The organism is Brevundimonas sp. Leaf363 (assembly GCF_001424025.1).
Taxonomy (GTDB): domain Bacteria; phylum Pseudomonadota; class Alphaproteobacteria; order Caulobacterales; family Caulobacteraceae; genus Brevundimonas.
Genome location: NZ_LMPZ01000005.1, coordinates 79,842 through 103,326, shown reverse-complemented (window position 1 = coordinate 103,326; position 23,485 = coordinate 79,842). Strand labels below are relative to the sequence as shown.

General features: G+C 70.3%; 27 protein-coding genes. 13 read left to right on the top strand and 14 right to left on the bottom strand.

The annotated features are described in order from the left end of the window. Positions 1 to 56: 56 nt before the first annotated feature. The 3 genes from ASG17_RS14625 (at position 57) to ASG17_RS14615 (ending at position 3,491) form a co-directional block, all read left to right on the top strand. Positions 57 to 1,685 (top strand): peptide chain release factor 3, encoded by a 1,629-nt coding sequence (locus tag ASG17_RS14625; RefSeq protein WP_056105275.1) that lies wholly within the window; start codon positions 57 to 59, stop codon positions 1,683 to 1,685. A gap of 116 nt (positions 1,686 to 1,801) precedes the next feature. Continuing rightward, positions 1,802 to 2,143: a hypothetical protein gene (locus tag ASG17_RS14620; RefSeq protein WP_056105273.1), complete on the top strand. Its 342-nt coding sequence runs from the start codon at positions 1,802 to 1,804 to the stop codon at positions 2,141 to 2,143. Between the two features lie 106 nt (positions 2,144 to 2,249). After that, complete coding sequence (locus tag ASG17_RS14615) at positions 2,250 to 3,491, top strand: hypothetical protein (RefSeq protein WP_056105271.1); 1,242 nt, start codon at positions 2,250 to 2,252, stop codon at positions 3,489 to 3,491. Here the strand turns inward: ASG17_RS14615 and cysQ are convergent, their stop codons facing one another. Further along, complete coding sequence (gene cysQ / locus ASG17_RS14610) at positions 3,492 to 4,277, bottom strand: 3'(2'),5'-bisphosphate nucleotidase CysQ (protein WP_056105269.1); 786 nt, start codon at positions 4,275 to 4,277, stop codon at positions 3,492 to 3,494. 86 nt (positions 4,278 to 4,363) lie between these two features. Here cysQ and chpT point away from each other — a divergent pair, with 86 nt between their 5' ends. The 4 genes from chpT to ASG17_RS14590 all read left to right on the top strand — a co-directional run bounded on the left by chpT (position 4,364) and on the right by ASG17_RS14590 (position 8,264). Beyond that, entirely contained in the window at positions 4,364 to 5,020 is a 657-nt protein-coding gene (gene chpT / locus ASG17_RS14605; protein WP_056105267.1) for a histidine phosphotransferase ChpT, read from the top strand. A gap of 87 nt (positions 5,021 to 5,107) precedes the next feature. Continuing rightward, positions 5,108 to 5,494 carry a PleD family two-component system response regulator gene (locus tag ASG17_RS14600; RefSeq protein ID WP_056105265.1) on the top strand — a complete coding sequence of 129 codons (387 nt, stop codon included), beginning with the start codon at positions 5,108 to 5,110 and terminating at the stop codon, positions 5,492 to 5,494. Then, positions 5,491 to 6,303, top strand: a complete 813-nt coding sequence (locus ASG17_RS14595) for a protein-glutamate O-methyltransferase CheR (protein WP_056105263.1) — start codon at positions 5,491 to 5,493, stop codon at positions 6,301 to 6,303. Before ASG17_RS14600 ends, ASG17_RS14595 begins: the two co-directional genes overlap by 4 nt. A gap of 74 nt (positions 6,304 to 6,377) precedes the next feature. After that, positions 6,378 to 8,264 carry a M20/M25/M40 family metallo-hydrolase gene (locus ASG17_RS14590; RefSeq protein WP_056105261.1) on the top strand — a complete coding sequence of 629 codons (1,887 nt, stop codon included), beginning with the start codon at positions 6,378 to 6,380 and terminating at the stop codon, positions 8,262 to 8,264. A 7-nt stretch (positions 8,265 to 8,271) separates the two neighbouring features. On the opposite strand, the gene ASG17_RS14585 is transcribed toward ASG17_RS14590, so the two are convergent. The 8 genes from ASG17_RS14585 to ASG17_RS14550 form a co-directional block, all read right to left on the bottom strand. Further along, positions 8,272 to 8,535, bottom strand: coding sequence for a BrnA antitoxin family protein (locus ASG17_RS14585; protein ID WP_200935097.1), 264 nt, complete (start codon positions 8,533 to 8,535; stop codon positions 8,272 to 8,274). Between the two features lie 4 nt (positions 8,536 to 8,539). After that, positions 8,540 to 8,803 (bottom strand): BrnT family toxin, encoded by a 264-nt coding sequence (locus ASG17_RS14580; RefSeq protein ID WP_056105258.1) that lies wholly within the window; start codon positions 8,801 to 8,803, stop codon positions 8,540 to 8,542. Positions 8,804 to 8,838: 35 nt separating this feature from the next. Beyond that, a complete protein-coding gene (gene flhB, locus ASG17_RS14575; protein WP_056105256.1) occupies positions 8,839 to 9,915 on the bottom strand; it encodes a flagellar biosynthesis protein FlhB in 1,077 nt (358 codons plus the stop codon). After that, positions 9,908 to 10,678 (bottom strand): flagellar biosynthetic protein FliR, encoded by a 771-nt coding sequence (gene fliR / locus ASG17_RS14570; protein ID WP_056105254.1) that lies wholly within the window; start codon positions 10,676 to 10,678, stop codon positions 9,908 to 9,910. The genes flhB and fliR overlap by 8 nt, the downstream gene beginning before the upstream one ends. After that, positions 10,679 to 10,942, bottom strand: a complete 264-nt coding sequence (gene fliQ, locus ASG17_RS14565) for a flagellar biosynthesis protein FliQ (protein ID WP_056105252.1) — start codon at positions 10,940 to 10,942, stop codon at positions 10,679 to 10,681. A gap of 89 nt (positions 10,943 to 11,031) precedes the next feature. After that, positions 11,032 to 12,468: a S41 family peptidase gene (locus tag ASG17_RS14560; protein ID WP_082496320.1), complete on the bottom strand. Its 1,437-nt coding sequence runs from the start codon at positions 12,466 to 12,468 to the stop codon at positions 11,032 to 11,034. 32 nt (positions 12,469 to 12,500) lie between these two features. Beyond that, complete coding sequence (locus ASG17_RS14555; protein WP_056105248.1) at positions 12,501 to 12,887, bottom strand: hypothetical protein; 387 nt, start codon at positions 12,885 to 12,887, stop codon at positions 12,501 to 12,503. An 81-nt stretch (positions 12,888 to 12,968) separates the two neighbouring features. Then, entirely contained in the window at positions 12,969 to 14,081 is a 1,113-nt protein-coding gene (locus ASG17_RS14550) for an AraC family transcriptional regulator (protein WP_235560480.1), read from the bottom strand. Between the two features lie 87 nt (positions 14,082 to 14,168). Between ASG17_RS14550 and folE the strand changes: the two genes are divergently transcribed. The 3 genes from folE (at position 14,169) to ASG17_RS14535 (ending at position 17,021) form a co-directional block, all read left to right on the top strand. Continuing rightward, on the top strand, positions 14,169 to 14,744 hold the full coding sequence (gene folE, locus ASG17_RS14545; RefSeq protein ID WP_056105246.1) for a GTP cyclohydrolase I FolE: 576 nt from the start codon (positions 14,169 to 14,171) through the stop codon (positions 14,742 to 14,744). Then, a complete protein-coding gene (locus ASG17_RS14540; RefSeq protein WP_056105245.1) occupies positions 14,741 to 15,784 on the top strand; it encodes a 2OG-Fe(II) oxygenase in 1,044 nt (347 codons plus the stop codon). The genes folE and ASG17_RS14540 overlap by 4 nt, the downstream gene beginning before the upstream one ends. 85 nt (positions 15,785 to 15,869) lie before the next feature. Further along, on the top strand, positions 15,870 to 17,021 hold the full coding sequence (locus tag ASG17_RS14535; protein WP_056105243.1) for an acyltransferase: 1,152 nt from the start codon (positions 15,870 to 15,872) through the stop codon (positions 17,019 to 17,021). Here the strand turns inward: ASG17_RS14535 and ASG17_RS14530 are convergent. From ASG17_RS14530 to flgB, 4 genes are read right to left on the bottom strand one after another with little or no spacing between them, the layout of a single operon-like run. After that, on the bottom strand, positions 17,018 to 17,398 hold the full coding sequence (locus tag ASG17_RS14530; RefSeq protein WP_056105241.1) for a VOC family protein: 381 nt from the start codon (positions 17,396 to 17,398) through the stop codon (positions 17,018 to 17,020). The genes ASG17_RS14535 and ASG17_RS14530 overlap by 4 nt on opposite strands. 50 nt (positions 17,399 to 17,448) lie before the next feature. After that, positions 17,449 to 17,757, bottom strand: a complete 309-nt coding sequence (locus ASG17_RS14525) for a flagellar hook-basal body complex protein FliE (protein WP_056105239.1) — start codon at positions 17,755 to 17,757, stop codon at positions 17,449 to 17,451. A 13-nt stretch (positions 17,758 to 17,770) separates the two neighbouring features. Continuing rightward, a complete protein-coding gene (gene flgC, locus ASG17_RS14520; RefSeq protein ID WP_056105357.1) occupies positions 17,771 to 18,157 on the bottom strand; it encodes a flagellar basal body rod protein FlgC in 387 nt (128 codons plus the stop codon). Positions 18,158 to 18,204: 47 nt separating this feature from the next. Next, the gene (flgB, locus tag ASG17_RS14515; RefSeq protein ID WP_056105237.1) at positions 18,205 to 18,612 is read right to left on the bottom strand and encodes a flagellar basal body rod protein FlgB; all 408 of its coding nucleotides are present in this window, start codon (positions 18,610 to 18,612) and stop codon (positions 18,205 to 18,207) included. Between the two features lie 115 nt (positions 18,613 to 18,727). Between flgB and ASG17_RS14510 the strand changes: the two genes are divergently transcribed. The 3 genes from ASG17_RS14510 to ASG17_RS14500 all read left to right on the top strand — a co-directional run bounded on the left by ASG17_RS14510 (position 18,728) and on the right by ASG17_RS14500 (position 20,360). Next, complete coding sequence (locus tag ASG17_RS14510; protein ID WP_056105235.1) at positions 18,728 to 18,997, top strand: flagellar biosynthetic protein FliO; 270 nt, start codon at positions 18,728 to 18,730, stop codon at positions 18,995 to 18,997. Between the two features lie 38 nt (positions 18,998 to 19,035). After that, positions 19,036 to 19,965: a flagellar type III secretion system pore protein FliP gene (gene fliP / locus ASG17_RS14505; RefSeq protein WP_156367892.1), complete on the top strand. Its 930-nt coding sequence runs from the start codon at positions 19,036 to 19,038 to the stop codon at positions 19,963 to 19,965. A gap of 116 nt (positions 19,966 to 20,081) precedes the next feature. Then, on the top strand, positions 20,082 to 20,360 hold the full coding sequence (locus tag ASG17_RS14500; protein ID WP_056105233.1) for an HU family DNA-binding protein: 279 nt from the start codon (positions 20,082 to 20,084) through the stop codon (positions 20,358 to 20,360). A gap of 254 nt (positions 20,361 to 20,614) precedes the next feature. Here the strand turns inward: ASG17_RS14500 and ASG17_RS14495 are convergent, their stop codons facing one another. After that, positions 20,615 to 23,437 (bottom strand): tetratricopeptide repeat protein, encoded by a 2,823-nt coding sequence (locus tag ASG17_RS14495; RefSeq protein WP_056105231.1) that lies wholly within the window; start codon positions 23,435 to 23,437, stop codon positions 20,615 to 20,617. Between the last annotated feature and the right edge of the window lie 48 nt (positions 23,438 to 23,485).

Here is a 23,485-nt window from a genome sequence, read left to right as displayed (position 1 = left end):
CCCGCGCGTGACTTCCGGCGGCCGGCGCGGTACCTGCGCCCGCCCAAGGATTTCCCATGCCGCTGCCCCTCCCCGAAGAAGCTGCCCGCCGCAGAACCTTCGCCATCATCGCCCACCCCGACGCGGGCAAGACGACACTGACCGAGCACCTGCTGCTGGCGGGCGGCGCCATTCGCGCGGCCGGCGCGGTGCGGGCGCGGGGCGAGGCGCGGCGGGCGCGGTCGGACTGGATGAAGATCGAGAAGGAGCGGGGCATCTCCGTCACCGCCTCGGTCATGACGTTCGAGCACGACGGCAAGATGTTCAACTTGCTGGACACGCCCGGGCACGAGGACTTCTCGGAAGACACCTATCGCACCCTGACGGCCGCCGACTGCGCCATCATGGTGCTGGACGCCGCCAAGGGCATCGAGCCGCAGACGCTGAAGCTGTTCGAGGTCTGCCGCCTGCGCGACATCCCGATCATCACCTTCATCAACAAGCTGGACCGCGAGGCCCAGGACCCGATGGCCTTGCTGGACGAGATCGCCAGCCGCCTGCAGCTGGACCCGTCGCCGATCTGGTGGCCGGCCGAGAGCGGCAATCGCCTCAGGGGCATGGTCGAGCTGGGGACCGGCCGGTTCCAGCCCTACAAGCGCAAGGTCGCCGGTTCGGACGAGGACGCGGGCCATCCCGACGCCCTGCCGCTGGACGACGCCGCCGCCCACTTCGAGGGCGCCGAACAGGGCGACCTGGCCGAGGCGCTGGAGCTGGTCGAGGCCGGCTACAAGCCGTTCGACCGCGCGGCCTTTTTGGAGGGCCACATGACGCCGGTGCTGTGGGGCTCGGCGCTGCGCCATTTCGGCATCGAGCAGCTGCTGAAGGCCATCGCCGACTGGGCGCCGCCGCCCAAGACGATGGCGGCCCGCAAGGAGGCGCCGCCCGAAACCCGCAACGCGCCGGCGCCCGAGGCCATCACGGTCGAGCCGGCGCAGGGCGAGGTCACCGGCTTCGTCTTCAAGGTCCAGGCCAATATGGACCCCAACCACCGCGACCGTATCGCCATGTTCCGCATGGCGTCCGGCAGCTTCAAGCGCGGCATGAAGCTGAAGGTGCAGAACACCGGCAAGTCGCTCAGCGTGAACGCCCCCATCATGTTCTTCGCCTCGGACCGCGAGCTGGCCGAGGAAGCCTTCGCCGGCGACGTCATCGGCATTCCAAACCACGGCGTGCTGCGTGTGGGCGACAGCCTGTCCGAGAGCGGCATGATCCGCTTCGCCGGCCTGCCGAACTTTGCGCCGGAAATCCTGCAGCGCGTGCGGGTCAAGGATCCGCTGAAGGCCAAGCACCTGAAGAAGGCGCTGGAGGGTCTGGCCGAAGAAGGCGTGACCCAGCTGTTCCGGCCCGAGATCGGCAGCGACTTCATCGTCGGCGCCGTCGGCCAGCTGCAGTTCGAGGTCATGGCCGACCGGTTGAGCGAGGAATACGGCCTGGACGTCGTGTTCGAGCCCAGCCCCTACGCCGAGGCGCGCTGGATCGGCGGGTCGGACGCCGACATCGACGACTTCACCGGCAAATACCGTCCCCAGATGGCCCGCGACATCGACCAGGCCCCGGTCTTCCTGGCCAAGTCCAGTTGGGAGACCGGTTACGTTGGCGAACGCTTCACGCAGATCAGCTTCACCAAGACGAGGGAGCGGGGCTAGGCCCCTTCGGCTCGCTCAACGCGCGATTTTGATCGGGCGAGCGACTTCCTTCGGCCACAGGCGCGTGGTCATGTGGGGGTGAAGGTTCTGCGGGGGCGTGGAGCCGCGGAGAGTCCATGCATCTGATCGCCACCTTGCTGCTGACGCTGGTCGCGCCGGAAGGCGCGGGCGGCGGCTTGTTGTCCTATCAGGACACGGTGCGCTGCTCGGGGCTGACGCAGGCGGCGTCGGAGCTGGAGGGCGGCGAGAGCGCGCGCGGGCGGCAGCTGTTCGATGCGGCGCTGTACTGGTCGCTGGCGTCCGGTCAGGCGGCTGCGGCGGCGGGCCGCCCGGGCGCGTCGGCCGACGCCGACCAGACACGCGAGCGGATCGCCGCGGTCCGCGACCTGAGCGAACATCTGAACGGCGCCGAGGCGGCGCTGGAGGTCTGCCTGCGGCGGACGCCCGACCTGGGTTAGCGACCTTTAAGGCCAAGCCGAACGCAACGGGCGGCGTCGCGTTTGCAGGAGCGTCGGGCGAGAGCTTACGACGGTCCCGAACCGGGACGGCTGGCCAGGGTTGACGATGTTCGAGTTCGGCAGAGATCTGCGAAAACTGTTCGCCCAGGCGCGCGAGAGCGAAGACCTGAGCTGGCTGGAGCTGATCGGCGCCAATCTGGTCGAGGCCGAGGCGCGCGCCCAGAGCGTGGACGCCGGCCGCGTCTCGTGCCGCAAGCCGATGGACGCCGCCCTGCGCGCCGCCGCCCTGTGGCGCGAACAGGCGCGCCGCAGCGGTCGACGCGTCGCACTGGACAAGGCGAAGAGCGCCGCCGAGGACGCGGCGCGCCGCGCGGTCACCCCCGACGCCCACGCCCGCACGACCATTGAACGCGTGCGGGTGCTGTTGCTGGACTTCGATCTGTTCGGGCGGGCGCAAGCTCTGGCGGAGGCCGGCGCCCTGATCGAGGCGACGCAGCCGCCGGCGCGCGATCTGGGCGCCCAGCTGGCCGCCGTCCATGCCCGGGTCGCCGCGCGTCGCCAACGGCTGGTCGGCGACGTGGCCGCCTTGATGGACGCCGCCGCCCTGATGGATGCGGCCGAGCATGACAGCCGCCACGCCCTGCCCCGCGATCAGGCCGAGGACCTGCAGCTGGACCGCGCCGCCCTGCTGCTGGAAGGCGGCGTGCTGCAGCGGGATGCGCGGTTGCTGGACCAGGCGGGGCGCGAGCTGAGCCTGCTGGTCGAGGCGGCGTCGCCGGATTACCGGCCCCTGACCCGCGCGCGGGCCCTGATGCTGTGCGCGGCGGGACTGGCCGGTCTGGCCGCGCTGGCGCACGACGATGCGGCGGCCGCCCAGGCGTGCGTGCTGTTCGACGCCGCCGCCGAACAGTTCACCCCCGACCACAGCCCGCTGGACTGGGCCGCCATCCAGATCGCCCGCGCCGGCGATCCGCAGGCCTCGCTGACCGCCCTGATGCAGGCCGAGGCCCTGGCCGCCGAGCCGGGCTCCATCCTCGGGGCGCTGGCGCGCGAGCGCCGGGTCTCGCTGCAGGTCGAGGCGGCTGAAGCGGCGGGCGACAAGACCATGCTGGACAGCATGGCCGAGCAGCTGAAGCGCCGCCTTTCGGTCGGTCAGACGCCGATCGACTGGGCCGCCGACCAGATCGGCCTGGTTCGCGTCGGGCTGGCGCGGCAGGCGCTGGGCGGGCCCGCGATGATGGGCGTGGGACTGGTGCTCATCGAGGCCGCCGACGCGGCCCGTGACTGGGGCGCCCCGGCCTTGGCCGACCGCGCCATGAGGCTGCTGCCCAGCCGGCAGACCGTCTGATCAGCCTGCGACAGCGGTAAAGGCGCCGTTCAGCAGGCCCGGCTTGCCGTAGGCGAAACGCCGCCCGTCAGGCCCGATCATGCGCCCGCCCGCCGCCTCCAGCACCGCCTGACCGGCCGCCGTGTCCCATTCATAGGTCGGGCCTGTGCGCGCATAGGCGTCGGCGCCGCCCTCGGCCAGGAGGCAGAACTTCAGCGACGAATCCATTGCGATCCAGCGCATGCAGCCGGTCGCATCTGCTAGCGCGCGCGCGGCGTCCTCGGTGATGCTGAGACTGACAAGGGCGACCGGCTCGTCCGGCCGAGCCCGGACATGGATGGGAGCCCAATCGCCGCCCGCATGACGCTTCGCAGCCCCCTCGCCCGGCGTGACCGTGCGCCAGGTCTGGCCCGTCGCCGGCGCGTGGATCACGCCCGCGACCGGGGCGTCGCCCTCGATCAGGGCGATGTTGACGGTGAAGCTTTCCCGGCCCTCGACGAAGCCGCGCGTACCGTCCAGCGGGTCGATCAGCCAGCGACGGGTCTCCATCCGCGACGGGGCGCCGTCCGCCGCGACGCTCTCCTCGGCCACCGCCTGCACGCCGGGCCACCGCCGCGCCAGCGCCGTCAGGATCAGGGCCTCGGCCTTCTGGTCCGCCTCGGTGACAGGGCTGGCGTCGGCCTTGCGCGACACCTGGGCGCCGGCGCGCCAGTAGGGCAGGATCACGCGGCCGGCGGCCTCGGCGATGTCGGCCAAAGCCTCGGTCAGGGCGCCGGAGGCCAGGTCGGCCTGAAGTTGATCGCTCATGAGGCCGGCTTATCGCATGGCGGGGTTCAAACCCCAGACAAATCACCCCAGCTTGGCGCCACCCCGAACAGGACGCCTCCTCGCCTATGACCGACGCCCAAGCCCAGCCGCTGAACATCGACGGCGCCGATCTGGCCGCCCTGGTCGCGGCCAAGCTGTGCCACGACTTCATCAGCCCCGCGGGCGCCATCGTCTCGGGCCTGGACCTGCTGGACGATCCCAGCGCGGCGGACATGCGCGACGACGCCTTGTCGCTGATCCGGCAGAGCGCGACCAAGTTGACGGCGCTGGTCCAGTTCGCCCGCGTCGCCTTCGGCGCGGCGACGACGGCCGAACGCTTCACCGGCGAGACCTTGAAGGAGCTGGTCGCGGGCCTGACCGAGGGCGGGCGGGCCAGCCTGGCCTGGGTGCTGGAGGAGACCGACTTTTCCAAGCCGGCGGCGCGGACACTGGTCAACCTGGCCTATCTGACCCACGCCGCCCTGCCGACCGGCGGGGAGGCGACGGTGACGGCGCGGCGCGAAGGCGGCGACCTGGTGCTGATCGGAGAGGCCGTCGGCGCCCGCGCCCGGCTGAAGCCCGAGGCCGCCAGCGGCCTGCGCGGCGAGCGGCTGAGCGAGGGGCTGCAGGGCCAGTGGATCCAGCCCTACTGGCTGTGGCTGACGGTCCGCAACGCCGGCGGCGTGCTGACGCTGGACGTGGCGGAGGGTTGCGTGGTTCTGACGGCTCGCCTGCCGCGCTAAAGGCCTGAATCCCAACCGCTCGTTAACCCGGCGCGCCCGATAAGGGCGGTCGATGCGCGCGGCCTGCGTTTGGCGGGCCGGCACGGGATGACGCTCGCCTTGGACCCCAGGACCTGCCTGATCGTCGACGACAGCCGGATCATCCGCAAGGTCGCGCGGCGCATCGTCGAGGGCCTCGGCTTCGAGGTCGACGAGGCCGGTGACGGCGCGGAGGCCCTGACCTTCTGCGCCGGGGCCATGCCGGAGGTGATCCTTCTGGACTGGGCCATGCCGGTGATGGACGGCCTGACCTTTCTGGGGCGGCTGCGCGCCCTGCCCGGCGGCGACCAGCCCAAGGTGCTGTTCTGCACCATCGAGACCCGCGCCGAACGGATCGCGGAGGCGCTGGACGCCGGCGCCGACGACTATGTGATGAAGCCGTTCGACGGCGAGATCCTGCAATCCAAGTTCGCCGAAGTGGGGGCGGTGGCGTGAGCCCGGCCGACTTCGAACGCCTGCAGGCCCTGATGGCGACGCGCGCCGGCTATCGGCTGACGCGCGACCGGATGCAGCTGGCCAACCACCGGCTGGGTCCCGTCGCGCGACGCGAAGGCTTCGACAGCGTCGAGGCGATGCTGCATTCGCTGGCCGATCAGCCGGTCGCCTCGCTGGGCTGGTCGGTGATCGAGGCCCTGCTGAACGGCGAGACCTGGTTCCGGCGCGACCGGGCGGTGTTCGACAGCTTCGCCCGCGAAGTGCTGCCGGCCCTGGCCAAGGCGCGCGGCCGGCCCGTGCGCATCTGGTCGGCGGGGACGTCGACCGGACAGGAAGCCTATTCGCTGGCCATGGCGGCGATGGACGCGGGCGTCGACGCCGAGGTGCAGGGCGTCGATCTGGCCGGCCGGTCGATCGAGAAGGCCAGAAGCGGCCTCTACACCGCCTTCGAGATCCAGAAAGGACTGTCGGCGTCGACCATGCTGCGCTGGTTTGAACAGGTCGAGGACGGCTGGCGCGCCCGGCCGGCCCTGCGCCAGGCTGTGACCTTCACACGCGGCAACCTGCTGGACGAGCCGTCCGACACCCTGCAGTACGACGTCATCTTCTGTCGCCACCTGTTGAAGGACATGGAGCCGGGACGCCGCTCGCGGCTGCTGGACGCGCTGGACCGACGGCTGCTGGACGACGGTTGCCTGTTCCTGGGGCTGGACGAACGGCCCGAGGGCGAGACCGTCGCCTTCCGCGGCATCGCCGGCCGGCCGGGCCTCTACATCAAGGCCGACCGCAGCCTGAGCCGCGCGGCCTGATCTCGCCGAGGCGCTGAGCAGGCTTGCACAAGCCGCCGCCACGCGCCCTATTGCGCGCCCTGTGGGGGAAGCTGATGCGACTAGGACTTCTGATCGGAACCCTGGCTCTGGCCCTGGGTCTGGCCATCGCCACACTGCAGACGCCGGCGCCGGTGGGGCGACAGGCGGCTGCCAGCGACTTCTCGGCCGAGCGGGCCATGGACGACGTGCGCCTGATCGCCCGCGCGCCGCACCCGGCCGGATCGGCCGAGCACGCCGCCGTGCGCGAGCGGCTGCTGGCGCGAATGACGGCCCTGGGCTTGTCGCCGCAGGTGCAGACGGGCGCGCTGGATCCGCGCGTCATTCAGGCCATGCGCGAGCGCGGCGTCGCCCAGCCGCCGGCCGTCGCGCAGAACCTCATCGGCGTCCTGCCCGGCGCCGACCCGGCGGCGCCCGCCGTCGTCATGATGGCCCACTACGACAGCGCCGTCGGCTCGCCCGGCGCGGCCGATGACGCCACGGGCGTCGCCGCCATTCTGGAGGGCGTGCGCGCCATCAAGGCGCGTGGCGCGGCGAAACGCGACCTGATCGTCCTGATCACCGACGCCGAGGAGATCGGCCTGGACGGCGCCCGCATCTTCTTCAACGAACACCCCCTGCGCACCCGCGTCGGCATGGTCGTGAACCTGGAGGCGCGCGGCGGCGGGGGCCGGGCGGCCATGTTCGAGACGGGCCGGGGCAACGCCGAGACCATCGCCGTCTACGAGCGCGCATCGCGCCGCGCGACGGGCGGGCCGGACAGCAATTCGCTGGCCATCTTCGTCTATGAGAACATGCCCAACGGCACCGATTACACCATCCCCAAGGAGCAGGGGACGCCGGGCCTGAACTTTGCCTTCATCGGCCGGCCGAGCCAGTATCACTCGGCGACCTCGACCCCCGAGGCGCTGGACCAGGGGTCGCTGCAGCACATCGGATCGCAGGCGCTGGAGGCGACCGACGCGCTGCTCCGTGCGCCAGCCCTGCCGACCGCGACGGTCGACCGCGTCTACGCCGACGTCTTCGGCCAGTTCATCATCGGCCATGCGCCGGCCTTTGGCTGGACGCTGCTGGGGATCGCGGCCGTGCTGTGGCTGTTCGCGGCCTGGGGGGCGCGCCATGCGTCGGGGCTGACCTTCGCCGATCTGGGCGGTGGCATTCTGGGCGGGATCTGGACCATCACCACGGCCGTCGTCCTGACGGGCCTGGTCCGCGTGCTGGCCGGTCCGATGGGCCAAAGAGCCGGGTCGATGGAGAGCTATTATCTGATGATGCGGCGACTGCCGTGGCTGGAGGCCGGGGTCGCCCTGATGGTCACCTCCATCGCCCTGACCGCCATCATCGGCCGCGACCTGATCGGGCGCAGGGTGCTGGCCGGGGTGATCGTCCTGTCGGCCGGGGTGGTGCTGCTGGTCGGCGGGGTGGACGTCGTAATGATCGGCGCAGCGGTCATCGCGGCCAGCCTCAGCCTGTGGCCCAAGGCCGACGCGCGGCCGCCTTGGGGCGGCTGGCTGGGGCTGATCCTGCTGGTCATGGTGCTGGCCGCGCTGGCGCAGGCGTTCGCGCCGCAAGCCGCCTTCCTGTTCGTCTGGCCGGTGCTGGTCGCCAGCGGGACGGCCGCCGTGTCCGCTCTGATCGGCGCGAAGCTGGAGCGGTGGCCGTCGCTGGTCCCGCCGGTCGTGGCGGGCGTGGTGATGGGCGGCTGGCTGATGGGCTGGAGCCACGGCGTGTTTCTGGGCGTCGGAGCGACGGTGCCGGCCGTCACCGTGCTGCTGGCGCTGTTGATCATGCTGTTCGTCCGGCCCTTGCAGCCGGTGGGCATGGGCGGCCGCTCCGTGGCGGGCCTCGCCGCCGCCTGCGCCGTCATCGCCTGCGCCATGGCCCTGACCGGCGTAGTGTTGGAGCCGAGCGCACCGCCGGCTGGCGCCCGGCCGATGCAATAGCCGTCGATCAGAGCGCCTTGAGCTTGGGCAGGATCGCCGCGCGCAGGGCGTCGTTCATGCGGGTCTGCCACCCGGCGCCCGTGGCCTTCCAGGCATCCAGGACATCCTGATCGAGACGCAGCGACACCGGCGCCTTGGCGGCCTCTGACCTGGGGCGGCCGCGACCGCGCGGAAACTGGGACAGGATGGTTTCCGGCAGGACGTCGCGTCCGCGCCGCGCCGACCTCGCCAAATCGGCCGTCAGTTCGGGACCGTCGTCGTCATGGGTCATGGCTTCAATCCTCCACAGCGTCGTACTGGCGCCGTTCGCGGGCATTGGCCTTGCGAAGGCTGATGACGCGGAGGTCTTCGCCACGGGCGGTGAAGACCATCACAAATAGCCGATCCTCGATCAGCCCGTAGGCCACCGACCGATCCTCGTCGGCGCGCGGGCTCGGGACGATCAGCGCCCCGTCCAGTTTCATCTGCGCGCCCAAGCCAAGGGACACGCCGTGCTTGTCGAGGTTGGCGGCGTCCTTGGAAGGATCGAAGACAATCATTCATAGCCGTATATACGATAATTCGAGCGGCCGCGCTACCGCCCCCGCTTGCGCCCCTGCATCACGAAACCGATGACCTTGGCCGCGGCTTCGAAATGTTCGCGCGGGATGGTCTCGTCGATGTCGACGGCGGCGTAGAGGGCGCGGGCGAGTGGGACGTTCTCGACGATCGGCACCTTGTGCTCCTTGGCCACTTCGCGGATGCGCAAGGCCAGGGCGTCGACGCCCTTGGCCACGCAGATCGGCGCGGCGTCGCCCTTGTCCGGCTCGTAGCGCAGGGCGACCGAGTAGTGGGTCGGGTTGGTGACGATGACCGTGGCGGTCGGCACGTTCTGCATCATCCGCTGGCGGCTGCGCTGCATGCGGATCTGCTTCAGCTTGGCCTTGACGTGCGGGTCGCCCTCGGACTGCTTGTAGTCCTCCTTCACCTCTTCCTTCGACATCTTCATGCGCTGGGCGAAGCGGAACTTCTGCCAGATGTAGTCGGCCCCGGCGGTGAAGCTGAGGAAGACGATGGTCGAGGCCATCAGGGCGATCGCCAGGTCCCGCGCCAGCGGCAAGAGGGCGATGGGGCTCATCGCCGCCATGTTCTCGAACTCGCGCGCGTGCGGCTTCAGCACCATCCAGCAGATCACGCAGACGGCGATCAGCTTGATGAAGGTTTTCAGGAACTGCATCAGGCCGTCCGGCCCGAACATCCGCTTCAGCCCCTCCAGCGGGTTCAGCTTGGACCACTGCGGCTTCAGCTTGTCGGGTGAGAACATCAGCCCGGACTGCGCCAGCCCGCCGCCCACGCCGCCGATGATCGTGGCCAACATCACCGCCCCCAGGAAGGGCGCCACGGCCCACAGGGCGCGGGCGCCGATCTGGACGCCGGCGCCGCTTTCCAGCGCCCCGACCATGGCGTGCGGGCGGGCGATGAACGGCAGAAGATCCTCGGCCATGGAGGTGGCGAACCAGCCGCCCGCGCCCAGCACCACCGAGACCGCACCCAGAAGACTGAGCGCCGCCGAGACGTCGGGCGATCGGGCGACGTCGCCCTTGGCTCGCGCCTGTTCGAGTTTTCGCGGGGTGGCTTCTTCTGTCTTCGAGTCGGGATCGGCGTCAGCCACCGGCCCCTCCCGCGAAGACGGCCGCGACGGCGCGGTAACGGTCGATGAAGACCGTGCCCAGCACCCCCAGCGACAGGGCGAAGACCGACAGGCCCAGGATCACGCTGAGCGGGGCGGCGGCGAAGAAGATCTGGAACTGCGGCATGACCCGCGCGACCAGGCCCGACGCCAGGTTGAAGATCAGGGCGAAGACGATCACCGGCGCCGCGAGCTGGACCCCCAGCAGGAAACTGTCGCCCACGGTCCGCACCGCCATGGTCGCGAAGTCGCCGACGACCAGTGGCTTGGCCGGCGCGATCAGCTCGTACGACCCGACCAAGGCGGCGATGAACAGGTGGTGGGTGTTGGTGGCGAAGATCAGGGTGATGCCGAACAGCATCAGGAAGGTGGCGATGGTCGTGCCCGGCTGGGCCTGCAGCGGATTGGCGGTCTGGGCGAAGCTGAGGGTGGTCTGCAGGCTGACGATCTCGCCCGCCGTGGTCAGGGCGCCGGCGAAGACGCGGATCAGCATGCCGATCATCAGCCCGACGATGACCTCGCGCAGGACCCAGCCGATCATCGATCCCATGCTCTCGGGTAGGGCCGGCAGGACGCCGCGCACCACCGGCCACAGGGCCAGAGTGATGACCAGCGCCAACGACAGGCGCACGCGCGGCGGCACATAGGTTTCGCCAAAGCCGGGCAGCAGCATCAGGATCGCCCCGATGCGCGCGAAAATCAGCGCCCCGGTCCAGATCTCGCCGGTGGTCGCATACGCCTCCAACTACATGCTCGCGATGCGGCCGGCGATCTGATGCATGAAGCCGCCCAGGAGCGCGCCCATCAGCGGCAGGAACAGCAGCAGGGAGACGAAGATGGCGATGATCTTGGGCGCATAGATCAGGGTCTGTTCCTGGATCTGGGTCAGGGCCTGGAACAGGCCGATGACCACGCCGACCACCAGGCCGACGATCAGGATCGGCGCGCACAGCTGAATGGTCAGCCACAGGGCGTCGCGCCCCACGTCCAGAACCTCGGAACCGTTCATCGCTCACTCCACGCACGCGGTCGGCCACGGGACCGATCGGCAGAAAATGCCGGGCCCATGGTTAATGCCGCGCTAACCGTTGGTGGACGTCAGCCCAGCACCGCCTCCATCACCGGATCGCGGCCCGAGGCGATGGCGCCCGGCGTGCGCGCGATCGTCACGTCCGGCTCGATCCCGGCGTCGGGCTGGGGCGTCAGCGGGAAGGTCCCGATCAGCGGCAGGTCCGCCTCCAGCCCCGTCGCCGGCAACTTTAGGAAGTAGAAGGCACCGCCGTTGATGCCGCGCCGGTTGCCGCCCGTGGTCTCGCCCACCAGCCGCGCCAGGCCCTCGCGCTTGACCATCTGGGCGAAGCCGAACGTGGCCGAGCTGTTCTGCGGTCCGATCAGGACCGCGACGTCGCCGGTGAAGCGCGGCCCGCGCGGCTGGATCACCCCGCCCTCGTCCGCCGAACGCGCCAGGGTGAAGTAGCGGTCGTCGAAGGGCTGGGCGTCGTCGCCCCAGTCGTCGAAGCTGCGGTCCCAGGTCGCCAGCACAGGCCGAAGGTCTTCGGGGATGCGGCGATAGCGCACCAGCCGGCGCGCCACATCCGGCACGACGGGCCGATCGATCAGGCGCGCGGCCAGCACGTCGCCGCAGTCCAGTCCGCCCTCGTTGTCGCGAATGTCGACCACCAGGCGCCGCACGCGGTCGGCGACGACCTGGTCCATCTGGTCGTTCAGCCAGCCCTTCCAGTCCCAGGCGCTCTCGTACAGTCCCCAGCCCGGCATGGTCAGAACGGCGACGTCGCCCCGCCGCTGCATCGACCATACCGGCGTGTCGCCACCGGCGTCGACCACCGGCGGCCGCTGTGCGCGGCGGGCCTCCAGCGAGATGGCGTCGACGACGGCGCGCCGAACGCGCCCGTCCGGCGCCTGGATCTCCAGATCGTGCCGCGACCGCGATCCGAACATCAGCGAGTAGAAGACGTCGAAGCTCTCGTAGCCGTCCTGGCCCTGCACCGACATCAGCTGGCGGCGCTTGGCGTCGTTGCCGCCGTCGGCGCGGGCCACGGTCATCAACCCGGCCAGCACCTCGCCCGCCGGCCGGCCGTTGAGGGTGACGATCTCGCTGCCGGGAGCGACGCTCGAGCCGCTGAGGTCGCGTGTCACGATCATCCGGTCGCCCAGCCAGACGAACTGGAACGGCAGGCGGTCGGCGGTCTCGAACAGCCGCTGCTGCACCGGCCGGGACTGGTTGTAGAAGTTGGCGTAGGAATGCCCGCACTTTAGCGTCGCCAGGAAGCGCGACAGCCGGATGTAGAAGGCCTCCAGCGACACCGGCGCTCGGGCGTCCGCCTCCAGCCCGTCGAAGGCGGCCGCCATCTGGTCCGCCGTGTTGTAGCGCAGCAGGCCGGGATGCAGCGTCTCATAGGCGCGGCGCAGCAGGCGCACGTCCTCGATCATGGCGTCCGGCGACAGGCTCGCCGACGCCGCCTGTGCGCGCACGAGGCCCGGTGCGGCGACGGCGGCGGTCACGGCCCCGAGCATCAGGCTCCGTCGCGAGAGTTCGAACAGGGCCGTCACGGGCGCACCGCCAGTTCACGATCGACCTGGGTCGCCAGATCGGCGGGCAGGCCTTCGGCATAGCGAACCAGCGCACCGCCGTATTCGCGAAGTTCCGACGCCCGCACCCCGGATTCCTCGGCGGCCAATGCGTCGAACGCAGCCCGGGCGTCGGCGGCGTAGGCGGCGATGTCCGGGCGCAGGGCCTCGATCCGCGCCAGCGCGATGCGGCGGCGCTGCTCGGCCGGACCCGGTCTGTCGAGGTCGGCCTCTATGGCGGCGACGACCTGGTCGAGCCGCGCCTCGAAACGCGCCGAGCGCTGTTCGAGCGCCGCCTCGACAGCGGCGGTGCCGGTGGGCGGGCTTGCGCCGAAGAGGGCGAGGCAGAGAAGGGACGCGATCATGATCGAACTCCATCAGCGATGGTCCGACCCTGAGCGCCGGTCCGCGCCGGGTCGTCGCAGTTCACGGCTCGGCGGCGATTTTCATGATTTGAGACCTCGCGCGATCGCCGCGCGGTAAGCCTGCGGCGTCTGGCCGAAGCGGCTCAGAAAGGCGCGGTTGAAGCTGGCCTTCGAGCTGAAGCCCGCGTCGAGCGCCAGCGTCAGCAGGGAGGCCTGCGCGCCCGCCTCGATCCGCGCGGCCACCGCCTCGCTGCGCAGGCCGTTGATGAAGGTCGAGAAGTTGACGCCCAGCCCGTCGTTGATCGCGCGCGACAGATAGGCCGTGTTGGTGCCGAGGCGCGCGGCCAAGGTGGACAGGCTGAGCTCCGGCTCGGCGAACCAGTCCTCGGCGCGCACCCGCGCGGCCCAGGCCTGACCCTGCGCGGCCCAGTCTCGACCGGTCGCCTGTACGGGCGGGGTCGGCAGGGCGTCCAGCACCGGATAGGCCACTCGCGTCTGGCGCCAGCTTTCGACCGCCAGATAGACGGCGATGGCGGCCAGCCCGACATAGAGACCCATCAGCCCCTGATAACCCAACGGCGCGATCGCATCCCAGACGCCGTAGACGGTCCAGAAGGCGGCCAGAAGCGCGCCGGCCGCCAGCGCCTGATTGAGCCACCGCAGGGCGAAGCGGGCGTCGTCGCTGCGCTGCTGGGCGAGAACCCCGCGCTGAGTCTCCAGCAGCCGGACGGTCATCCATCCGTAGGCCACGAAGGATAGGCCCAGGGCGGCGGTGAACAGCGGCCCTGTCACGGGCATGCTGGCGTCGGCCCAGGCGTTCTTGAGATCCAGCGGCAGGGCGAAGGCCGCCGCCTGCCAGAGGAACTGGGCGGCGCCCGGCAGCAGGTGTCGCCACGCCCGGTCCGGCCAGCGCCCGTGGACCAGCGCATGCACGTAGAGAAACAGCAGCGGCGGCGCCCACAGCGGATTGGCGACCGGCAGGAAGGTCAGCCAGCGCCACTTGTCATAGGCGCCGGCGAAGCCGATCAGCCACGGGGTGAACACCCCGACCAGCACCAGCAGCGCCATCGCCATGGTCCGCGCCGCCAGCCGACCGTGGAACGCGTTGAACAGGCCCAGCGCGATGGGCAGCACCACCGCCGCCGCGACGCTGAGCACCGCCGTGCGCCAACCGAAGACCAGCCCCTCGAACATGCGGTGATAGTAGGTTCACGGAGGCGCTTGTCACCTGCCGTAAAGCGGGGTCTGCACATCGGCCGCGCGGCTCGCTATGTAGGCGCCATGACCGAAGAAGCCGTCTCCCAGAGCGAAGCCGAAGCCGCCGTGCGGACCCTGATCAAATGGGCCGGCGACAACCCCGACCGCGAGGGCCTTTTGGAGACGCCTTCGCGGGTGGCGCGCAGCTATCGCGAGCTGTTCTCGGGCTACGAGGTCGATCCCCTGACCTATCTGGAGAAGACCTTCGAGGAGACAGGCGGCTACGACCAGCTGGTGGTGCTGAAGGACATCCGCTTCGTGAGTTTCTGCGAGCACCACATGCTGCCGGTCGTGGGCAAGGCGCACGTCGCCTATCTGCCGACCGACCGGGTGGTGGGCATCTCCAAGCTGGCGCGCGTGGTGCGCGGCTTAGCCCGGCGTCTGCAGATCCAGGAGAAGATGACGGCCGAGATCGCGGAGGCCATCCAGACTGTGCTGAAGCCGCACGGCGTCGGGGTGGTGATTGAGGCGGAGCACAGCTGCATGACCCTGCGCGGCGTTAATGCGCCGGGCGCCAGCCTGACGACCAGCCACCTGATCGGCGTGGTGCGCGACGACGCCCGCACGCGCGAGGAGTTCCTGCGGCTGGTCCGGGGGTGACGGCGATCACGCCGCAGCAGTTGCATGCCCGCGCGGTGGGCGGCGATGTGGCGGCCCAGGTCGCCCTGTCGCAGCTGTTCGACCGCGAGGGCCGGCACGACGTGGCGGTCGCCTGGCTGGAGAAGGCCGCCCAGGGTGGGTCGGTCGAGGCGGCCACCGCCTTCGGCGCGCGCCTGCTGGTCGGCCGAGCCGCGCCGTTCGAGCCGTCCAAGGGCGCGGCCTGGCTGGCCAAGGCCGCCGAGACGGGCGCCGAGGCGGCCTCGCGGATGGCCGTGATCGAGGGACTGGGCCTGAAGGGCCGGAGCGACTGGCCCAAGGCGATCGACTGGCTGACCAAGGCGGCCCATCGTGGCGATGCGAGCGCCCAGGCCCAGCGGGCCATCTTGTCCGGCGCGGCGGGCTCCGTGGATTTGAAGGGCTGGCTGACGCCGCCCGCGTCTCAGGCGCCGCACGAGACGCCGCGTGTCCGGGTCTTCCATGACTTCGTGGCGGCAGAGGTCCTGGCCTGGATCCGTTCGCGGGCCGAAGGGCGGCTGGATGCGCTCAGGGTCTATGACGCGGCCGGCGGCGGGGTGCGCACCGACGAGATCCGAACCAGCCGAGGGACCGGTTTCGGCCTGCTGGAGACGGACGTGGTCATTTCCATCATGCGGGCGCGGATGGCCGCCGCCTGCGGCCTGGCCCTGGCCCAATTCGAGCCGCCCAACGTGCTGAACTATCAGGTCGGCCAGCAGTACCGGCCCCACTACGACTACATCGACCCCGAGGCTCCGGCCCTGGCCGAGACCCTGGCGCGACAGGGCCAGCGGACCGCGACCTTCCTGCTGTACCTGAACGACGACTACGAGGGCGGCGAGACGGCGTTCCCCGAGCTGGACTGGTCGTTCAAGGCGCGGGCCGGAGACGCCCTGCTGTTCTTCAACACCGATGCGGCGGGACGGCCCGTACCGGCCAGCCTGCACGCCGGTCTGCCGCCGACGGCCGGCGAGAAATGGCTGCTGTCGCAGTGGATCCGCGACCGGCCGCAGCCGATCGTCTGACACGCCGCTTCGACACATTACCGCCGATCACCGAACGGACCTGATCTTGCGGCGCACGCCTTGAGTCATCTCGACGTGGTGCAAAATGACACAGGCTTGGTCACAGATCATCGGTCGGCGGGAAACGCCGCCCATCGCGCGCGGCGGCTGGCTGGACGCGCTGCGCTTCATCGTCGCCGGTCTGATCATCCTGCATCACTTCCAGGCCTATGGCCCCCATCCGCTGGCCGAGATCGTCAATCCGATCTTCGAGCGCGCCGGATTTCTGCTGACCAACTTCTTCCTGATCGACAGCGGCTATGTGCTGATGCGGGTCTATGGCGGCGCGGTCGGGAACGGTCGGATGTCGCCCGGCGACTTTGTGCTGAAGCGGCTGCTGCGTGTCTGGCCGGCGCACCTGATGATGGGCTGGGTGCTGGTCGTCGCCATCGTCCTGGCGGCCGCGGTCGGCGTGTCGCCCAGCAATCCGGAATGGTTCGCCTGGGATCAGCTGCCGGCCCAGCTGGCGCTGGTCCAGGCGTTCGGCATCCACGGCGGCCTGGGCTGGAACGCGCCCAGCTGGTCGATCTCCGCCCTGATCGGCTGCTACCTGGCATTCCCGTGGATCCTGCGCGCCCTGACCCGGCTGAGCGCCTGGAATGCGCTGCTGCTGGGGATCGGCGTCTATCTGCTGGCCAATCAGCTGTGCTGGATGCTGCTGGACTTCCCCGTCTACCAGATGCCCATGCAGTACGGCTTCTTCCGCGCTCTGCCGCTGTTCTTCCTGGGCATGTGCCTGGCCTGGTTCGCCCAGACGGTGTGGATCAATCCTAAGCTGGCGGGCTGGACCGGCATGCTCGCGGCGGCCGCACTGCTGCTGGTCGAACTGCACGACAAGCATGCGCTGATCGCCCTGACCCTAATCAGCCTGATCATCCTGGCGGCCGGCGCCATTCCGGTGACCAAGCCCAACCGCTGGATCGAACAGGCGGCGATGGTCAGCTTTTCGATGTTCATCACCAACGAGGTCACGCGCATCATCTGGTTCGCCGGCGCCGAGGCCCTGATTGTGCGCTTCAATCTGTCGGCGCCGGTGCAGTGGGTTATATGGGGCATGGGCGTCATGGCCGCCTTCGTGGCCGCCTTCGCCTTCCACTATCTGATCGACAACCCGCTGCAGAACCACATCCGCGCCTGGTTCAAGCGCAACGGACGCCAGCCGTCGCGGATCGGCCCGGTCGTGTCGCTGGAAGGTTAGCCCATGCCCTGGTTCAGATGGATCAGATTGCCGTCCGGGTCCTTGACCCAGACCAGTTTGACCTCCCCCGAGACGTGGATCGGCCCGTCCATCGTCATGCCCATCGCGGGATAGGTGGCGAACGCGGCGCCCTTGGCCTGAAGGGCGGCGACGATGGCCTCGATCCCTTCGACGCCGAAGACCACGGCGTTGGCCTTGTTCGTGCCGGCGAACTCGGACGGATAGACCAGCAGCGTGACGCCGCCCGTCTTGAATGCCAGCGACCCGCCGGGGCCGTCCTCGGGCGCATCCAGGCCCAGAACGTCGGTGTAGAAGACGCGGGCACGCTCGGTGTCGCTGACGGCGATGATGGCGACGGCGTCGAAATCCTTGAGCATGAACGCCTCCTTCGGTTCTCTCTGAACCGGCCGAGCCACGCCCTGTTCCGTCAGATCGGCATCCGCATGATTTCCTGATAGGCCGCGATGACCTGGTCGCGGACGGCCATGACGGTTTCCAGCGACGCCTCGGCCGAGGACACCGCCGTGACCACGTCGATCAGGCTGCCCTGGCCCTGGACGGCGCTGGTCATCTGGGTTTCGGCCGCCTTGGACGCCTGGGTCATGTCGCCCATGACGTTCTGCAGGATGTCCCCGAAGCCCGCGCCCTGGACCTGGCCGGCGCCGCCGGTGGGGCTGGGCAGGCCTGATCCGCCCTGAACCGCCTGATACGCGCGGGCCGCCATCATCGGGTTCATGGCCTAGCCTCCCCTATCGCTTCAGCAGGTCGAGGGTGCGCTGCTCCATCGCGCGCGCCGTCTCGATCACGTTCAGGTTGGCCTCATAGGCGCGCTGCGCCTCGCGCATGTCCATCGCCTCGACCAGGGTGTCGACGTTGGGCCGCTGAACATAGCCCTGGGCATTCGCCGCCGGATGGGATGGGTCGTATTCCATGCGGAACGGCGCCTGGTCGGGCCGCACCTCGGCCAGGGCCACCCCCGTGGCGCCGTCCACCTCCTGCGACTGGAAGATCGGCATCTGACGACGATAGGGCGCGCCGCCGGCCGTATCGGCGGTCGACTGGGCGTTGGCGATGTTCTCGGCGATGATCCGCATGCGCGACTGCTGGGCGCGCAGGGCGGTGGCGGCGACGGCCATGGCCGGATTTCTGGGCGGGATCGGATCGGACATGGCCTAGCGCTCCATCACCGGCCGGGAGCCCGGGCGGCCATGCGGATCATCGACAGGCTCTTCTGGTAGAAGCCGATGGCGGCGTCATAGGCCATGCGGCTCTCGGCCATCTTCAGCATCTGCTCCTCGACGACGACGGAGTTGCCGTCCAGCGTGGTCTCCGAATCCGGGGCCTTCACGCTGGTGAAGCGGGCCTGGGGGCCGGACGGCGCGATGTGGCTGGCGCTGGTGCGGGTCATCTGCAGCCCGCCGCCCCCGCCGTTCAGGGCGGCGGCGAAGTCGGTCGGCTGGTTGATGTCGCGGGCGACGTATCCGGGCGTGTCGGCGTTGGCGACGTTCTGGGCGATGACGCGCTGACGCTCGTCCAGCCAGCCGAGGCGGCCCTTGATCTGCGACAGCAGCGGAAGATCGGCGATCGACATGATCGGTCCTCGCGGGCGCGCGGATCGCGCCTGACACGGCAGAAAATGCCGCCTGCGTGGTTAACGGGGGGTTATCTCAACGCGGCGTTAACCACGATGGTCAACGCTGGGCGCCATGAACTTCCTCGACCTGGCGCGCGCGATCTTCGGCCTGGCCTTCGTGCTGGGCATCATCGGCCTGTGCGCCTGGGCCGCGCGCCGCTATGCGCCCCAGCTGATGGCGCGCCTGCAGGCGGATCGGGGCGAGCGCCGTCTGACCGTGGTCGAAACCCTGGTGCTGGACCCCGCGCGGCGTCTGGTCCTGGTGCGGATCGACGACGAGGAGCGGCTGCTGCTGCTGGGCGAAGGGCGCGAATTGATCGAGCCGCGGCAGGTGCGGACGTGAGCCAGCGCGACGCTTCTCCCTGCCCGTCCCGGGGAGGGATGACGCCGAAGGCGTCGGGGTGGGGGCGGCCTCGCAAGGCGAGCGCTGTAGATGCCCGGCCGGGCCGTCCCCACCCGGCCGCTGCGCGGCCCGCCCTCCCCGGGACGGGGAGGGAGAAGCTGTGGTCGACCCCCACCGGCGCCGAACTCAAGCGCGCCGCCTGGCTGTCGCTGTTCACCACCCTGGCCTGTCTGCTCTGGCCCATCGGCGCCCTGGCGCAGGAGGCGGCGCAGGCCGCCGCGACCGGATCGGCCATCAACGTCGATCTGGGCACCGGCGCCGGCCTGACCGAGCGTGTGGTCCAGCTGGTCGGCCTGATGACCGTTCTGTCGCTGGCGCCGTCCATCGTCATCATGACCACCAGCTTCGTGCGCATCGTCGTCGTGCTGTCGCTGCTGCGGACCGCGCTGGGCCTGACAGCCTCGCCGCCGAACGCCGTTCTGGTCTCCCTGGCCCTGTTCCTCAGCGCCATCGTCATGGCCCCGACCTGGCAGGACGCCTATGATTCGGGCATCCGCCCCCTGATGGATCAGCAGATGGAGCTGCCCCAGGCGTTCGATGCGGCGTCCGAGCCGGTGAAAACCTTCATGCTCGCTCAGGTGGATCGATCCGACCTCGCACTCTTCACCCGATTGTCCCAAGTCGAGGCCGGCACGGAACTGCAGGACCTGCCCATCCGGGTGGTCACTCCGGCCTTCATGATCAGCGAGTTGAAGCGGGCCTTTGAAATCGGATTTCTTCTTTTCGTTCCGTTTCTTGTGATCGATCTGGTGGTGGCCAGCGTGCTGATGTCCATGGGTATGATGATGCTGCCGCCGGTGGTCGTCTCCCTGCCCTTCAAGCTGATCTTTTTCGTGCTGGTGGATGGCTGGCGGCTGGTGTGCGGAAGCCTGGTCGAGAGCTTCCAGAGAGCCTCCGGTACGGGCTGAATCCCCAAGCGGTGGGGGTTTGCGGGCCAAAGTCGCTTGCCAAGTCCCCAGAAAAGCGTGTTGATCCGCCGGTCTTCGCCCGGGAATCATCGGGCGGCTTACGGGAAACGACCCATATGACCACTCAAGCCGAACTCATCGCCGCCGTCGCCAAGGACGCCAACGTCAGCCAAGCTGACGCCGGCCGCGTTCTGACCTCGCTGGTCGAGCAGATCCACGCCAGCCTGAAGTCGGGCGGCGACGTCCGCATCTCCAACCTGGGCGTGTTCGACACCGCCGCCCGCGCCGCTCGCGAAGGCCGCAACCCGGCCACCGGCGCGACCATCAAGATCGCCGCCTCCAAGGCCGTCCGCTTCCGGGTCTCCAAGCCCCTGAAGGACGCCGTCAACGGCTAAGCCGCTCCGCCGGCCACGCGCCGGCTGACGGACTGAAACAGACGGGCGGGATCGCGCAGCGCGGTCCCGCCCGTTTTGCGTTTCAAGATCCTCCACCGCGCAGCGGGGGAGGGGGACCACGAAGTGGTGGAGGGGGCGAAGGCTGGGTTGAGCGCTGAATTGAGATGGCGCGGATGCCCTCGCCCCCTCCACCACGCTTCGCGCGGTCCCCCTCCCCCGTTTCGCTGCGCTTCACGGTGGAGGATCGAAGGCCTCTACGGCTTCGCCGTCTCTTGCCGGAACTGGGTCTTCATCGCAGCGACCCAGCCGGTGAAGGCGTCGGCCTGGGCGGTGACCGAGGCGACGGTGCCGGGGCTGTCGATCTGGTCGGCCAGGGCGATGCGCAGGGCGTCCTTGCGCCGCGCCGTCTGCACCAGCGGGGCGTAGGCGCGCGACAGGCGGGCCAGCGCCACGTCGTCGTGAGCCAGCGACCAGCCCACTCCGGCGCGGATCAGCCGAACCTCCTCCTCGGGCGCCAGCGGCGTGCCCGGCGTCTTCCAGCGGTCGCCCAGCAGGCCTTCGTACAGGGCGCCTGCGTCGGCCCACTTCGCCTGCTTCCAGGCGATCTCCGCGCGCACGGCGCGAGCCTCGGGCGACTGGTCACGGTCCAGCACCTCCAGCGCATGGTCGAAGCGGCCGAGGTCATACAGCGCCCTCGCCTCCAGCGCGCGTCGCTCGGTATTCAGCGCCGTCGGCAGCAGGGTGGTGCGCGACGCCCAGATGGTCTGCAGCGCCTGCTCCGGCTGGCGGTTCATTAGATAGACGGTGGCCAGGTCGGTCGCGACCTGCGCCTTGGCGACGCCGTCCAGCCGGCTGTCGACCTGATATTTCAGCAGCTCGGCCGCTTGGGTCAGCAGGTCGACGTCGATCAGGCGGCGCGCCAGACGCCGCACCATCTCGTCGCCGTCGGCGCCCAGCGGCGTCAGGTCGCGGAAGTCGAAGAACAGCGCCAGCGCCTGCACCGGCTGCAGCCCGTCGGCCGCGCCTTCCAGGAACAGGGCGCGGAAGGCGTTGGCCAGATCGGCCTGCAGATCCGCCGCCCCCGGCAGGTCGGCCATCCGCTTGCCGGCGCCGCGCAGCGTCTCCAGCGCCTCGCGGTATCGGCCCTGGGACAGATAGAGGCTGCCCAGGGTGCGGATCACCGTCAGCTCGGTCGCGTCGCCGCGCCAGCGCCACTTCAGGCTTTCCAGCTGCGCCGCCGCCTCATCCGGCTTCATCGCCTGGCGAGCCAGCTTCATGCGCACGACGGCCAGCTTGGCCGGCGTGGCGATGCCGTCCAGCGGGGCGCGGCCGACGGCCGTATAGACCGCCAGCGCCCGGTCGCCCTGGCCTTCCAGTTCGAACAGGCGGGCCTGCACCAGCCGCGCCTCCAGCTGGTCGGGGGCCGAGGCGTTCTGGCTGAAGCTGTAGGCCAGCAGCGCCCGCGCCGCGTCCAGATCGCCGGTCTCGATGGCGGCCATGGCGTGGGCGGCGCCGAAGCGGGCGCGCCACGACGTCGGAAACTGGTCGATGACGCCGGCGCCGGCGGTGAAGGCGCGGCGCGCCGCCTCCCAGTCGCCATGCTGGGTCGCCAGATACCCCAGCCAGACCTGCGTCGCCGGATCGTCGGTGATGGTCGCGGCCGAGAAATCGACCTGAGCCTCGTCATAGCGGCCGACCTGGGCGCGGGCGACCCCGCGCAGGCCGCGCAGCTCCGGCTCGCCCAGCAGGGACGGCGTCTTGACGGCCATGGCGTTCAGGACGCCCACCGCCTCGTACCCCAAGCCCGATCCGACCAGGAAGCGGGCCAGCGCCATCCGGGCCTCGATCGGCGCGCGCGGATCGTCGCCGGCGCGCATCTGCTCCTCGGCCGCCTTGTCCTGCAGGTCGCGGTAGCGCGCGCTGAAGCCGTGCTCGGGCGTCTTGGCCCAGTCGTCCAGGATCAGAGCCGCGTGCGCCGCCTTGCGAGGCGCGTCGCCGGCGTCGTCGCCCGCCTCCAGACCGGCCGAGGGCGGCGACAGGATCAGGCCGCGCGGCCGCGACAGGGTGACCAGATCGCCGGCCGCGACGATGGTCAGGTCGTCGGCCCGGCTCTCGACCGCCAGCCCTTGCGCGCTGGGCAGGACGGTCAGATCCACGGTCTGGAACTGGTTGGCGTACCCCTTGGTCGGCCCCAGCGCCGTGACCGCCGCGAAGCGGTCGCCCGACATCGGGTCGGTCAGCCAGATGGCCCGCGTCGCCCCGGCCATGCGCGCCACCAGCGTCTGGTGACCCTCGTCGTCGCGCGTGACGTCCACGCCGCCGCCCGCGCCGGTCGGCCCGCCCAGGCTGACGGTCCAGCTCGACCCCTCGCCCACGGCGGTGACCGAGATGTTCTCCGGCGCGTCGATGCGCACCACGCTGTAGTCCGGTCCGGTCGCCCAGCGCGCCTCGCCCGCAGGCCCGAGCGCACCCCGGCTCTGCATGTCGAACCGGGTGGCGGCGTCGAACACGATCCAAACCGCGCCGCCGCGCCGGAACACCGCCGCCCCCACCGGTGTGGACCAGCGGAACGTCAGCACCGCCTTGTCCGGCGAGACCTGCGCCGCCACCGGCGTGACGGCCGAGACCGGCGCCGCCGGCGTGGCCGGGGCCTCGCCTTCCGGCTTCGTCGGATAGAGGTTCAGCCAGACCGAGCCGTCGGCCGCGCCGTTGCGGACATCCGCCCCCTCGGCCAGCGTCAGGATGATGTCGGTGCCGCCCTGGACCGCGCGGGTCTCGACCTCGGTGACGCCCGGCGGCGGATTGACCTTCAGCAGCGAAACGTCGGGCGCCGCCGTCGTGCCGACGCGCACCACGACCTGTTGGCCGACGCGCCGCACCCGCGCGCGCGCGCCGATGACGCCGGCGAACTCGACCTTGGTGAACTCGGCCGTCGAACCGACGCGGATAACGATGGGGTCCGCGACCCGGCCGCCCTCCTGGGCCAGCGAGGCCAGGGGCGCGAACGCCAGCGCCCCCGCCGTCGCAACGGCGACGGTCGAGTTCAGCAGGCGCGATCGGGATCGGGCGACGGACATTCGCGCGCACGGTGCAGGCAAGCCGTTTAATCGCGGTTAATCCTTAAT